Source organism: Falsiroseomonas sp. RANM36 (assembly GCF_056682175.1).
The window spans coordinates 685,449-698,507 of the sequence record NZ_JBWXTD010000003.1 but is presented as its reverse complement, the minus strand read 5'-3'; the positions used below and the strand labels follow the sequence as shown (position 1 = coordinate 698,507).

Here is a 13,059-nt window from a genome sequence, read left to right as displayed (position 1 = left end):
CCGCGCCGCCCGCGCCACTGGGGGGCCCCCCCGCGGGGGGGCCCGGCGGCGCCCGGCGTCTGAGGGCGTCGACGACATGATGCCCCTGCCCTGGGTCCTGGTGTTCTTCCCCTGGCTCGGCGCCGTCGCTCTCGCGCTGATCCCGCCGCGCTTCGGCGTGGGGCGCTTCGTCAATATCGGCATCGCGACCGGATCGCTGGTGATCGCACTGCTGCTGCTCGGCCATCCGCATGGCGAGCAGGGCTGGACGCGCACCGATGCGCTCAACCTGCCCTTCGTCGCGGTCTCGGCGCTGGTGGGACTGACCACCGCGATCTTCTCCGCCGCGACGCTGGACGCGGAGAAGTTCGACAGCCTGCGCATCCGCGCCTACCATACGGCCTTCCAGGTCTTCATGGGCGCACAGTTCCTGGCGCTCGTCTCCGACAATCTCGGCGTGATGTGGGTGGCGATCGAGATCGCGACGCTCGCCTCCGTGCTGATGGTCGGCGTGCACGGCACCCCCGCCGCCATCGAGGCCGCCTGGAAGTTTTTTGTTCTTTGCGGCGTCGGCATCGCGTTGGCGCTGTTCGGCACCATCCTGCTGTATCTCGCGGCGCAACCGGTCGTCGGCAGCGGCGATCCGGGGCTGTCCTGGGCGGCGCTGCATGCCGTCGCGGCGCGCTGCGATCCCGGGCTGCTCTCGCTCGCCTTCGTCTTCCTCCTGGTCGGCTACGGCACAAAGGCCGGCCTCGTGCCACTGCATTCCTGGCTGCCGGATGCCGAAGCCGAAGGGCCGCTGCCGATCTGCGCGGTGCTCTCCGGGCTGCTGCTGAACGCGGCGCTGCTCGCGGTCCTGCGCGCCGAGGCGATCGTCGGCGCCAATCCGGCCGCCCTGCCGCCCGGCCCCTTCCTGATCGGCTTCGGCCTGCTCTCCCTGCTGCTGGCAGCCTTCTCGCTCTGGCGGCGGCGCGATGCGCGGCGGCTGTTCGCGTGGAGCTCGATCGAGCATGTCGGCCTCGCCACCCTCGCCTTCGGCATCGGCGGCGCTGTGGCGAACCTCGCGGGCATCATCCACCTGCTCGGCCATTCGCTGATCAAGAGCGGCGTGTTCTTCGCGGTCGGCGCCGCGGCGCAGCTCAAGGGCAGCCAGAAGCTGCAGGACATCGGCGGGCTGGCGGCGAGCCATCCCGCGCTGGGCTGGGGCCTCGCGCTCGGCATCGCCGCACTCGCGGGCATGCCGCCCTTCGCGCTGTTCCTGTCGGAGCTGCGGCTGGTGGCGGAGGCGGCGGCGCACGCCCCGTGGCTGGTGCTGCCGATCGGCCTCGGCCTGCTCACCGCCGCGGCGGCGCTGATCCGCGCGCTTCAGCAGATGTGCCTGGGCGAGCCGACGCGCGACAACCCCGTGCCCGGCGCCTTCCACCTGCCTGGCGGGCTGGCCTGGGCGACGGTGCCGGTCTGGCTGCATCTGGCGCTGGCCGCCGCGCTGATCCTGCTGGCGCCGCCGGCCTTCACCGCGCTGTTGCGCGGGGGGGCGGAGATTCTGGGATGAGCGGCGCTGCGTCCGACCTGATCCGTCGCGGCGCGCCGCAGGGCTGCAGGCCCTTCGAGCGTTTCCTGCTGACGCAATCCGCCTTCGCCGGGCTGCGCGAGGCGCTGGCGCAGGAACCGACGCTCGCGCTGCTCTCGCTCTGGGCCGAGCCCTCCGCGATCCACGCGGCCTTCCTGGACGAGAGCGCGGAACAGGGCACGCTCCTGCTCGCGACGTGCCTCGCCAGCGACCAAGAATACCCGGCGCTGTCGCCGGTGCGGCCGGGGGCGGTGCGGTTCGAGCGTGCGATCCGCGATCTCTGGGGCCTCTCGGCCGAAGGCGGCGTGGACCTGCGCCCCTGGCTGGATCACGGCCGCTGGCCCGTGCAGGCGCCGCTCTCCGCAAGACCCTCGCGCGAACCCGTGCCGCCGCTGCAACCGGAGTTCCTGCCGATCGAGGGCGAGGGCTGGCACCAGATTCCCGTCGGCCCCGTGCATGCCGGCGTGATCGAGCCCGGCCATTTCCGCTTCACCGTGCAGGGCGAGACGGTGGTGCGGCTGGAACAGCTGCTCGGCTACACGCACAAGGGCACGCTTTCGCTCATGGTCGGCAAGTCGCCGCGATGCTGGAGCTGGAGCGGATCGCCAACCACCTGAATGACTGGGGATTCGTGTGCAACGACGCGGCCTTCGCCTATCCGCATGCGCGCTGCGGCGAGCTGCGCGAAGGCGTGCTGCGCGCCAATGCGGCGGCCTTCGGGCACCGGCTGATGATGGATGTGGTCATCCCCGGCGGGCTTTCCGTGGACCTCGCGCCGGGCGGGGAGGCGGCGATCCTGGCCGCGCTCGCCGCGACGGAGGCCGAGATCGCGCCGCTGCTCACGATCTACGAGACGCATGCCAGCCTGCAGGACCGCGTGGTCGGCACAGGCGTCCTGCGCCGCGATCTCGCCGCGCGCTTCGCCGCGGGCGGTCATGTCGGCCGCGCCTCCGGCCGCGGCTTCGATGCGCGGCGCGCGCTGCCGCATGCACCCTATGACGCGATCGCCTTCGAGGTGCCGGTGTTCGCCGAAGGCGATGTGGATGCGCGGGTGCGGGTGCGCGTGGCGGAGTTGCAGGAAAGCATCCGGATCGTCCGCGCGCTGCTCGCCGCGCTGGAACCCGGCGAGATCCACCTGCCCCTGCCGCAGAAGGGCGGCGAGGGCATCGCGGCCGTCGAGGGGTTCCGGGGCGAGATCCTGACCTGGATGGCGCTGGACGATGGCGGCATCATCCGCGCCGTCTTCCCGCGCGATCCGTCCTGGCTGCAATGGCCGCTGCTGGAGGCGGCGATCGAAGGAAACATCGTCGCGGACTTCCCGTTGTGCAACAAGTCGTTCAACTGCTCCTACAGCGGGGTGGACCTGTGATGGCGAAGGCGGCCTGACATGGCGCGCTTCCCGACCCTGGCGGGCGAGGCCGCCGGCGCCTCCGGCATGTTCACCGTGACCCTGGTGAAGCCCGGCAAGGGCCGCCCGATCGCGGAGCACTGGGCCTATGACGAGCGCGGCCAGGCGCTGGCCGAGCTCGGCCTGATCGCGGAGCGCGTGCCGCCGGGCACGGAACTCGTCCTCCGCGACCCGGAGGGCAACGACATGCTGCGCATCGCGCGGCTGGCCTAGGAAGGGAGACCCGATGCTCTGGCCACGGCTCGGCAAGCGCCTGCTCGGCCGCCCGCTGACGGATGCGGCCCCCGCGGCGCCGGAGGAGGTGGTGCAGGCCCTGGCCGCGCGGCTGGAGGCGACGGCGCGCGCCCGGCTCGGCCGCAGCCTGGCGATCCGGGAGGTGGATGCCGGCAGCTGCAACGGCTGCGAGCTGGAGGTGAACGCCATGGCCGGCGTGCTCTACGACATCGAGCGCTTCGGCCTGCGCATCGTCGCCAGCCCCCGCCACGCCGATGTTCTGCTCGTCACCGGCCCGGTGACCCGCAACATGCGGGAGGCGCTGCTGCGCACGCGGGACTGCACGCCCGATCCCTGCTGGATCGTCGCCGCGGGCGACTGCGCGGCGGATGGCGGCGTGTTCAAGGGCAGCTACGGGGTGGAGGCCGGGGTGGCCAATGTGCTGCCGGTGGACCTGGTGATCCCAGGCTGCCCCCCCACCCCGCTGCAGCTGCTGGAAGGCCTGCTCTCCCTGCTGGAGGCGCAGGAGACGCCCAGGCGCGCCGCGCCGGGCTGATCCCCGCCTCGCCGCACCTGCGAAGCGCCCCGCTTCCGCCGCAGCGCGCGCGGCCTCATAAGGGGTGTTCGGTTGGGGAGAAAGCCGGAACGATGGACGACGCGCGCAAGACGCCGGGCGAGATTGTCGGGGACACACGCACGGCCCGGATCACCGCGGAGGAAGCGCTGGCCATGCATGCCGAGGGACGCCCCGGCAAGCTGGAGATCCGCCTCACCAAGCCGCTGATCACCGCGCGCGACCTGTCGCTCGCCTACAGCCCGGGCGTGGCCGAGCCGTGCCTGCACATCCATCGCGACAAGAAGCTTGCCTACGACTACACGGCGAAGGGCAATTTCGTTGCGGTCGTGTCGAACGGCACCGCGGTCCTCGGCCTCGGCAATCTCGGCGCGCTGGCGTCGAAGCCGGTGATGGAGGGCAAGGCTGCGCTGTTCAAGCGCTTCGCGGACGTCGATTCCATCGACCTCTGCGTGGACACGGAGGACGTGGACGCCTTCGTCAACTCGGTGCGCTACCTCGGGCCCAGCTTCGGCGGCATCAACCTCGAGGACATCAAGGCCCCCGAATGCTTCGTCATCGAGCAGCGCCTGCGCGAGCTGATGGACATCCCGGTCTTCCATGACGACCAGCACGGCACGGCGATCGTCGCCGCGGCCGGGCTGATCAACGCGATCCACCTGACCGGGCGCGACATCAAGACGACGAAGCTGGTGATCAACGGCGCCGGCGCCGCATCCATCGCCTGCGCCGAGCTGGTGAAGGCGATGGGCATGCGGCCCGAGAACGTTCTTCTGTGCGACACCAAGGGGGTCATCTACCGGGGGCGCACGGAGGGGATGAACCAGTGGAAGTCGGCGCATGCGGTGGAGACGCCGGCGCGCACGCTGTCCCAGGCGCTCGACGGCGCCGACGTGTTCTTCGGCCTGTCGGTGAAGGGCGCGCTGACGCCCGACATGGTTCGCGCCATGGCGCCGAAGCCGATCATCTTCGCCATGGCCAATCCCGACCCCGAGATCACGCCGGACGAGGCGCGCTCCGCCCGGCCCGACGCGATCGTGGCCACGGGCCGCTCGGACTATCCGAACCAGGTGAACAACGTCCTCGGCTTCCCCTTCATCTTCCGCGGCGCGCTGGATGTGCGGGCCAGCACGATCAACGACGCGATGAAGATCGCGGCCGCCGAGGCGCTGGCCATGCTGGCGCGGGAGGACGTGCCCGAGGAAGTGGCGGGCGCCGGCGCCGGCAAGTCGCTGCGCTTCGGCCCGGAATACATCATCCCCAACGCCTTCGACCCGCGCCTTATCAGCCGCGTCTCTCCGGCGGTGGCCAAGGCGGCGATGGAATCGGGCGTGGCGCGCAAGCCGCTGGCCGACCTGCACCGCTACGCCCGCGACCTGGCGAACCGGCTGGACGCGACGGTCGGCGCGCTGGAGGCGATCGCGGAATCCGTCGTCGCCAATCCGAAGCGCGTCGTCTTCGCCGAAGGCGAGGAGGAGAAGGTGATCCGCGCCGCGATCGCCTTCCGCAACGCCGGCTACGGCACGCCGGTGCTCGTCGGGCGGGAAGACCGGATCAACGCCGTCACCGCGGCGCTCGGGATCCCGCTGCCCGACGGCATCGAGATCCAGAATGCGCGGCTGTCGGATTCCAATCGCCGCTATGCCGACTTCCTCTACGCCCGCAAGCAGCGCGACGGCTTCCTGTTCCGCGACTGCCAGCGCCTGGTCAATCAGGACCGCAACGTCTTCGCCGCCTGCATGGTGGCGGCGGGCGATGCGGACGCCGTGGTCACCGGCACCACGCGCTCCTACTCGGTGGCGATGGAGGGCATCTCCATGGCGATCGATCCCGTCCCGGGGCGGCGGGTGTTCGGCGTCTCGATCATCGTCTCGCGCAACGCCGGGACGGTCCTCGTGGCCGACACGGCGGTGCATGAGCGCCCGGACGCCGAGACGCTGGCCGCCATCGCGCGCGGCTCGGCCGCGGCGGCGCGTCGCCTGGGGCTGGAGCCGCGCGTGGCCTTCCTCTCCTTCTCCACCTTCGGCGATCCGCGCGGGACGATTCCCGGCTCCATCCGGGAAGCGGTGAAGCTGCTGACGGAGCGCGGCGCGGATTTCGAGTTCGACGGCGAGATGTCGGCCGATGTCGCGCTGGACCCGGCGTTGCGTGCGGCGCTCTATCCCTTCTGCCGCCTGACCGGACCGGCCAATGTGCTGATCATGCCGGGCCTGCACGCCGCCCATGTGCTGACCAAGGCGGTGCCGCAGCTGACCAGCGCGCAGGTGATCGGGCCGCTCCTGACCGGGCTGACGCATTCGGCGCAGATCGTGCCGATGCAGGCGGGCGTGAACCAGATCCTCGACGTCGCCTGTCTCGCCGCGCACGCCGCGGCGACGAAGTGACGACGTGACGGGGCCGGCGGTCGCCACCATCGGCTACGAGGAGGCGACGCCGGCGGCGCTCGTCGCGGCGCTGCGGCAGGCCGGCATCGCCACCGTGGTGGACGTGCGCGCGCTGGCGAACAGTCGCCGTCCCGGCTTCGCCAAGCGCGCGCTGTCCGCCGCGCTGGCGGAAGCCGGGATCGGCTACGCGCACATGCCCGCCCTCGGCACGCCGGCAGCCGGACGACAGGCGGCGCGCAGCGGCAGGCCCGAGGTGATGCGCCGCATCTTCGCCGCGCACCTCGCCGGGGTGGAGCCTCAGGCGGCACTGGCCGAGCTGAAGGCGCGCGCGGCGCGCGAGCCGGTCTGCCTGCTCTGCCTCGAAGCCGATCCGGCGCAGTGCCACCGCACGCTGGTGGCGGAGGCCGTGGGCCTGCCGATCCGCCACCTGGCGCCGATCGGCCCCGCGTGAGCCGCGCGGCCCTTGGCGTCAGCTCGCCTTGCGCAGCACCAGCGTGGTCCAGGGGCCGACGGGCAGCGCGCGTTCCAGCCTGAGGCCGTGGCGGCGATGCGCCGCCAGCACCATGCGGGCCTGTGTCCCGAGCAGCCCCGCCAGGATCGCCGTGCCGCCGGGCGCCAGCCCGCTCGCCATGTGCTTCGCCATGGCGCAGAGCGGGCGGGCGAGGATGTTGGCGAAGACCAGGTCATAGGGCCGGCCGCCCCGCACATGGCGCTCGCCCCAGCCATCGGCAAGGCGCGCGCGCACCAGCCTGCCCACGCCGTTCATGGCCGCGTTCTGCTCGGCGACGCGCACGCTCCAGGGCTCGATGTCGGTGGCCAGCACTGGGCGCTTGCGCCGCTTCGCCGCGGCCATCGCCAGGATGCCCGACCCCGTGCCGAGATCGAGGATGCGCCGCATCCGCCGCCGGTCCTTCTGCGCACGCGCGAAGGCGATCAGGCAGCCGCGGGTCGAGGCATGCTCGCCGGAGCCGAAGGCGATGCCGGCATCCAGCACCAGCACCGCGCGGCCATACACGCGCGTCGCGGGGACATGGGTGGGGCGGATGAGAAAGTCGCCGCCGATCTCCTGCTCGCCGAAGGATTGGGCTGTGCGGGCGAGCCAGCCCTCGGCTTCCACCGGCGCGGCCTGCAGCGCCGCGTCATGGCCGGTGACGACGGCGGCGAGCGCCAGCGCGCCGGCCAATTCCTCCTCCCCCGCGCCCTGCGGCCGCACGCCTTCGAGGCGCCAGGTGTCCGTCGCCTCGTCGCGGAACAGCGCGACGGAGCGGCATACGGTCTGCAGCGCGGCCTCGTAGGGCGGGACGGCATGCTCGGGCAGCGCGTCCAGCCAGATGGTCTCGAGCGGATCGGCGCGGCGGTCGCGCGGCCCGGCATAGGTGTCGCGCATCACGCCTCGTTCGCCTTGCGCAGGAACCGGTCCAGCACGCGCTTGGTATCCGCCTTGTCGAAGGCGACCTCCAGCCGGTCATCCTCGACCTGCAGCACGGTGCCGTAGCCGAACTTGTCGTGGAACACGCGCTCGCCGCGCGCGAAACTCGTGGATTGCGCGGGGCGCTCCTGCACCTCCCAGGCGCCGGCCTCGATCACGCGCGGGCGGCGCGCGAGCAGGCCGCCGCCGCCGAAGACCGATGGCGTGTCGCGCATGCCGCGCATGGAGGATGCGCCTTCGCGCGTGATCATCTCCTCCGGCAACTCGTCGAGGAAGCGGGAGGGGATGGCGGGCGACCAGTTGCCGTAGATGCGGCGGTTCGCGGCGTGGCTGATGATGGCGTGCTTGCGCGCCCGCGTGATGCCGACATAGGCGAGGCGCCGTTCCTCCTCCAGCGACTTCTCGCCGCCCTCGTCGAGGCTGCGCTGGGAGGGGAACAGCCCTTCCTCCCAGCCCGGCAGGAAGACGGTGTCGAACTCCAGCCCCTTGGCGGCGTGCAGGGTCATGATCTGCAGCCGCTCGCCTTCCGCGTTCTCGTCGTTCTCCATCACCAGCGCGACGTGGTCGAGGAAGCCCGAGAGGTTCTGGAACTCGCCCATCGCACGCAGCAATTCCTTGAGGTTCTCGAGCCGCCCCGGCGCCTCCGGGCTTCGGTCGGCCTGCCACATCGCCGTATAGCCGCTTTCCTCCAGCACCGTCGCCGCGGCGACGACGTGCCCCTCCTTCTCGTTCACCTGGCGCCAGCGCGCAAAACCCTGGATCAACTCGCGCAGCGCGTTGCGCGGCTTCGGCTTCAGCGCATCGCCCTCGGTGATGCGCGCGGCGGCATCGTGCAGCGGGATGCGCTCGGCGCGGGCGAGCTCGTGCAGCGCGCGCATGCCGGAATCGCCCAGGCCGCGCTTCGGCGTGTTCACGATGCGCTCGAAGGCCAGGTCGTCGGCGGGCTGGTTCAGCACGCGGAGATAGGCCATCGCGTCGCGGATCTCCTGCCGCTCGTAGAATTTCAGCCCGCCCACGACGCGATAGGGCAGCCCGAGCACGATCAGGCGTTCCTCGAAGCTGCGGGTCTGGAAGCCGGCGCGCACCAGGATCGCGACCTCGTTGAGCGAGTGGCCGGAACGGCGGAGCGATTCGATGCGCTCGCCCACCATGCGCGCCTCCTCCTCGCTGTCCCAGAGCGAGACGACGCGCACCTTCTCCCCATCGGCGTCGTTGCGCCCGGGCCGCAGCGTCTTGCCGAGCCGGCCGGTGTTGCGCGCGATCAGCCCGGATGCGGCGCCGAGGATCGGCCGCGTGGACCGGTAATTCGCTTCCAGCCGGACGATGCGCGCCCCGCGAAAGTCCTTCTCGAAGCGCAGGATGTTCTCGATCTCCGCGCCGCGCCAGGAATAGATCGACTGGTCGTCGTCGCCAACGCAGCATATGTTCTGGGGCTGCGGGTCGGGGCGCTGCGCGAGCAGGCGCAGCCAGTAGTACTGCACCAGGTTGGTGTCCTGGTACTCGTCCACCAGGATGTAGCGGAAGGCGCGGTGGTAGTCGGCCAGCACCTCCGGGTGGGTGCGCAGGATCTCCGTCATGTGCAGCAGCAGGTCACCGAAATCGGCGGCGTTCAGCTCGCGCAGGCGCGACTGGTACGCCTCGTAGAGCGCGCGGCCGCGGTTCATCGCGTAGTCGGTGTCCTCCGCCGGCGTGACGCGCGCAGGCGTCATGCCGCGGTCCTTCCATCGCTGGATGATCGCCATCATCCCCTGCGCGGGCCAGCGCTTCAGGTCCACGCGCTCGGCTTCCATCACCTGCTTCAGCAGCCGCAGCTGGTCGTCGGCGTCGAGGATGGTGAAGCCGCTCTTCAGCCCGACCAGCTCGGCATGGCGGCGCAGCATGCGTGCGCAAAGCGCGTGGAAGGTGCCGAGCCAGAGCCCCTCCACCGGGCGACCCAGGATGTGGGCGACGCGCTCGCGCATCTCGCGCGCGGCCTTGTTGGTGAAGGTGACGGCCAGCACCTCCCAGGGCCGCGCCTTGCCGCTCATCAGGATGTGCGCGAAGCGCGTGGTCAGCACGCGGGTCTTGCCCGTGCCGGCGCCGGCCAGCACCAGCAGCGGGCCATCCAGCGTCTCCACCGCCTGGCGCTGCTCGGGGTTCAGGCCGGCCAGATAGGTGAAACGCCCTTCGGTCGGAGTCACGCTGCGCTCCTCGCCCACCCAGCGGCCTGCGCTGCGCCGAGATCCGTCACTGGCAGGTCCCGACGCTGGCCGGGGCGCAGATGCGCTGCCCGTCGGTCCAGCGCGCGCCCGCGAGGATCGCATTGGAGAAATCCGCACCTTCCAGATTGGCGCCGGTCAGGTCCGCGCCGGACAGATCGGCGCGGAACAGCCGCGCCCGCCGCAGATCGGCCCCCGCCAGCCGGGCGTCGCGCAGCACCGCGCGCGTGAAGTCGGTCTCGCGCAGGGTCGCGTCGGTCAGGTCGGCATCGGTCAGGTCGGAGGAGACGAAACGGGCATTGAAGGCATCCGCGCCGACCAGCCGCGCGCCGACGATGCGCGCCCTTTGCAGCGAGGTGTCGCGAAGCTGCGCGCGCGAGAGGTCGGCCCCCGCCAGGTCGCGCCCGTCCAGCAGGCAGCGGCGCCACACCACCTCCGGCCCGGCCGGGTCGGTGCAGGCAGCGAGGGCGGGAGGCGCGGCGAGCAGCGCCAGCGCGAGGAGCAGGAGGAGTTGGCGCGGGAACACGCCACAGGATATAGAACACAGGTCGAACGTCTCCAACCACGGCCGCCGCGCTCACCCCCTTTGGCTCCGCTCAGGCTCTTCCTCGAATGGTCGGCGCGGCGCGGCGGGCTGCTTCTGGCCGGCTGCATCTTCGTGGGCGTCGCGCTGCCGCCGCTGGCCGCGGTGCTGCGCGAGACGCTGACCCTGACGGTCGCCGGGCTGATGACCCTGGTGATGCTGCGCATCGATCTCGGCCAGGTTGTGGGCTATCTGCGCCGGCCGCTGCTGGTGGCGGCGCTGGTCGGGTGGATCCTGCTGGCCTGCCCGCTGATCGTCTTCGCGCTGGTCCGTCTCGCAGGGCTGGACGGGCCGCTCGGCGCGGCGCTGGTGATCATGGCGACGGGCTGCGCGGCCACCTCCTCCCCGGCCTTCGCGCGGCTGGTCGGACTCGATGCCTCGATCTCGCTGGTCGTCGCGGTGATCTCCACCCTGCTGGTGCCCTTCACGGCGCCACCGCTGGCGCTCGGGCTGCTCGGAATCGACCTCGCGATCTCGATCGGCGGGCTGATGGCACGGCTGGTGCTGATCGTCGGCCTGCCGCTGCTGCTGGCGTTGGCGATCCGCCGCGTGGTGCCGGCGCCGCGCCTGGCGGGCTGGTCCGGCATGGTGGATGGCACCGTCGTGGTACTGCTGGTGATGTATGGCATCGGCGTGATGGATGGGATGCAGGCGAAGCTGCTGGCCGAGCCGGCCTGGGTGGCGGGGGGCCTGGCGCTCGCCGTCCTCGGCAATTTCGGGCTCAACGCGCTGACGGCGGCGGCGACCTGGCCTGCCGGGCCGCGGGTTGCGCTCGCGACCGGGCTGCTCAGCGGCAACCGCAACATGGCGCTGTATCTGGCGGTGCTGCCGGCCGCGACCGAGCCGCGCATCCTGCTGTTCTTCGCGCTCTGCCAGTTCCCGCTCTTCCTCAGCCCATTCCTGCTGCGCCCGGTCTATGACCGCTTGCGTCCTGTCGTCTGACGGCGCGGGGTTCCGGCGGAGCGCCGAGGTGCTCTAGGCTCGCCGGGCAACAGCCTGGGTGACGCGATGTCCTGGCCCGAAACCCGCCTCGGCGAGCCCGCCGACCCCAACCGGCCCTGGCACTGGGTCAGCCGGGCGGAGGAAGCCGGGGGCCATCCGCTGCCGATCGGGTGGAACACCCATCTGCGCCACTGGGTGCTGTGGGACGGCAGCACGATCGGGCCGGAGGAGGCTGCACGCCGCTTCGTCTATCTCGGCCCCTGCATGACGCCCTCCGAGGCCCAGGCGGCGGTCGCCGACGCGGTCGCCGCGGCCACACCGGCCGCGTCGCCGCCGGAGCAGGCGCCGCGGGGGCTCGCCGCGCTTGCCGCCTCCGCCCTGCCCGACCCGCCGCCGGCGATGGTCTATCGGAAGGACGCGATCCGGAACCATCTGCTGATCTTCGCGGGCACGCTTTTCGGCACGCTGTTCATCGCGGACAAGTTCAACCTGCTGCGCTGATCCCCGCCGTCCGGTGGGGCGCGGAAGGGCAGCTTCGGGCTGGCCGACATGCGGCCAGCCTTGCCCATGCGGCCCGCCCCGGGGCGGCTCCCTCAGCCGGGCGCCTGCGGCCGCACCCCCAGCAAATGCGCGATGGCATAGGTCAGGTCGGCACGGTTCAGGGTGTAGAAGTGGAACTCGTCCACGCCATTGGCCTGCAGCAGGCGCACCTGCTCGGCCGCGACGACGGCGGCGATCAGGCGGCGCGTCTCGGCGTCGTCGTCCAGCCCGTCGAACAGCCGCGCCATCCAGGCGGGAACCGAGGCGCCGCACATGGCGCTGAACTTCTGCACCTGCTTGAAGTTGGAGACCGGCAGGATGCCCGGGACGATCGGCACGGTGATGCCGGCCGCCGCGCAGCGATCCAGGAAGCGCAGATAGATGTCGGTGTCGAAGAAATACTGGGTGATGGCCCGCGTGGCGCCGGCGTCGATCTTGCGCTTCAGGAAGTCGAGGTCGGCATCGGCGGAGGTCGCGGCGGGATGAGTCTCGGGATAGGCGCCGACGCTGATGTCGAAATCGGCGATGCGGCGGAGGCCCCGCACCAGATCCTCGGCCTGGGCGTAGCCGCCGGGATGCGGCGTGTATTCGCTGGCACCGGCGGGCGGGTCGCCGCGCAGCGCGACGATGTGGCGCACCCCGGCGGCGAGATAGCCGCGCGCCACCTCGTCCACCTCGTCGCAGGTGGCGCCGACGCAGGTGAGATGCGCGGCCGGCGTCAGCGAGGTCTCTCGCGCCAGGCGGGACACGGTCTCATGCGTGCGCGCCCGGGTGGACCCGCCGGCGCCGTAGGTGACGGAGACGAAGCGCGGGGCGAGCGGCTCGAGCCGGCGGATCGCGGCCCAGAGCTGCTGCTCCAGCGTCTCGTTCTTCGGCGGAAAGAATTCGAAGGAGAGCTTGGGCGGCGGCAGTTCGGTCGGTTGCGGCAGCCCGGCGACGCGCGGCCCGGTCAGCCAGCGCTGCAGCGTGCCCGTCAGGGCCATGTTCATTCGCTAATGCTCCCTCGCGAACTCGGCACGCTGCGCCAAGGTCGCGCAACACGCCGCAACAGCACGACCGTTCCGCTACGGCGCGTTGGCGCTTATAAGGGCGCCGCCGCGCCACTTGGAAGTCCCGGGGCGCGACGGTCCGGTGCTGCTCCGCCGGATATCCGCCCGGAGGTCCCCTTGAGCCGTACGCGCATGTCCGCGTCCCGCCTTCCCCTTGCGCTCGCCCTCGGCGCCGCGCTGGCGCTCGGCG

The 13,059-nt window shown here is 71.8% G+C and carries 13 protein-coding genes; 9 read left to right on the top strand and 4 right to left on the bottom strand.

Annotation, left to right across the window (positions count from 1 at the left end):
- Window positions 1-76: 76 nt before the first annotated feature.
- The 7 genes from AC1MIR_RS08135 (at window position 77) to AC1MIR_RS08105 (ending at window position 6,579) form a co-directional block, all read left to right on the top strand.
- Window positions 77-1,531: a proton-conducting transporter transmembrane domain-containing protein gene (locus AC1MIR_RS08135; protein WP_480027674.1), complete on the top strand. Its 1,455-nt coding sequence runs from the start codon at window positions 77-79 to the stop codon at window positions 1,529-1,531.
- Window positions 1,528-2,166, top strand: coding sequence for an NADH-quinone oxidoreductase subunit C (locus AC1MIR_RS08130; protein WP_480027673.1), 639 nt, complete (start codon window positions 1,528-1,530; stop codon window positions 2,164-2,166). The genes AC1MIR_RS08135 and AC1MIR_RS08130 overlap by 4 nt, the downstream gene beginning before the upstream one ends.
- Window positions 2,133-2,918 carry a hydrogenase large subunit gene (locus AC1MIR_RS08125; RefSeq protein ID WP_480027672.1) on the top strand — a complete coding sequence of 262 codons (786 nt, stop codon included), beginning with the start codon at window positions 2,133-2,135 and terminating at the stop codon, window positions 2,916-2,918. The genes AC1MIR_RS08130 and AC1MIR_RS08125 overlap by 34 nt, the downstream gene beginning before the upstream one ends.
- Window positions 2,919-2,936: 18 nt before the next feature.
- On the top strand, window positions 2,937-3,170 hold the full coding sequence (locus AC1MIR_RS08120; RefSeq protein ID WP_480027671.1) for a hypothetical protein: 234 nt from the start codon (window positions 2,937-2,939) through the stop codon (window positions 3,168-3,170).
- Window positions 3,171-3,183: 13 nt separating this feature from the next.
- Complete coding sequence (locus AC1MIR_RS08115) at window positions 3,184-3,726, top strand: NADH-quinone oxidoreductase subunit B family protein (protein ID WP_480027670.1); 543 nt, start codon at window positions 3,184-3,186, stop codon at window positions 3,724-3,726.
- A gap of 92 nt (window positions 3,727-3,818) precedes the next feature.
- Window positions 3,819-6,128: an NADP-dependent malic enzyme gene (locus AC1MIR_RS08110; RefSeq protein ID WP_480027669.1), complete on the top strand. Its 2,310-nt coding sequence runs from the start codon at window positions 3,819-3,821 to the stop codon at window positions 6,126-6,128.
- A 4-nt stretch (window positions 6,129-6,132) separates the two neighbouring features.
- Window positions 6,133-6,579 (top strand): DUF488 domain-containing protein, encoded by a 447-nt coding sequence (locus tag AC1MIR_RS08105; RefSeq protein WP_480027668.1) that lies wholly within the window; start codon window positions 6,133-6,135, stop codon window positions 6,577-6,579.
- Window positions 6,580-6,597: 18 nt separating this feature from the next.
- On the opposite strand, the gene AC1MIR_RS08100 is transcribed toward AC1MIR_RS08105, so the two are convergent.
- The 3 genes from AC1MIR_RS08100 to AC1MIR_RS08090 are packed head-to-tail and all read right to left on the bottom strand — an operon-like array spanning window position 6,598 to window position 10,281.
- Window positions 6,598-7,515: a 50S ribosomal protein L11 methyltransferase gene (locus AC1MIR_RS08100; protein ID WP_480027667.1), complete on the bottom strand. Its 918-nt coding sequence runs from the start codon at window positions 7,513-7,515 to the stop codon at window positions 6,598-6,600.
- Complete coding sequence (locus AC1MIR_RS08095) at window positions 7,515-9,737, bottom strand: ATP-dependent helicase (RefSeq protein ID WP_480027666.1); 2,223 nt, start codon at window positions 9,735-9,737, stop codon at window positions 7,515-7,517. Before AC1MIR_RS08095 ends, AC1MIR_RS08100 begins: the two co-directional genes overlap by 1 nt.
- Before the next feature lie 46 nt (window positions 9,738-9,783).
- Window positions 9,784-10,281: a pentapeptide repeat-containing protein gene (locus AC1MIR_RS08090; protein WP_480027665.1), complete on the bottom strand. Its 498-nt coding sequence runs from the start codon at window positions 10,279-10,281 to the stop codon at window positions 9,784-9,786.
- 60 nt (window positions 10,282-10,341) lie between these two features.
- Between AC1MIR_RS08090 and AC1MIR_RS08085 the strand changes: the two genes are divergently transcribed.
- On the top strand, window positions 10,342-11,280 hold the full coding sequence (locus AC1MIR_RS08085) for a hypothetical protein (protein WP_480027664.1): 939 nt from the start codon (window positions 10,342-10,344) through the stop codon (window positions 11,278-11,280).
- Between the two features lie 66 nt (window positions 11,281-11,346).
- Window positions 11,347-11,781 carry a hypothetical protein gene (locus AC1MIR_RS08080; protein ID WP_480027663.1) on the top strand — a complete coding sequence of 145 codons (435 nt, stop codon included), beginning with the start codon at window positions 11,347-11,349 and terminating at the stop codon, window positions 11,779-11,781.
- 92 nt (window positions 11,782-11,873) lie between these two features.
- On the opposite strand, the gene metF is transcribed toward AC1MIR_RS08080, so the two are convergent.
- Window positions 11,874-12,809, bottom strand: coding sequence for a methylenetetrahydrofolate reductase (metF, locus tag AC1MIR_RS08075; RefSeq protein WP_480027662.1), 936 nt, complete (start codon window positions 12,807-12,809; stop codon window positions 11,874-11,876).
- Window positions 12,810-13,059 lie beyond the last annotated feature (250 nt).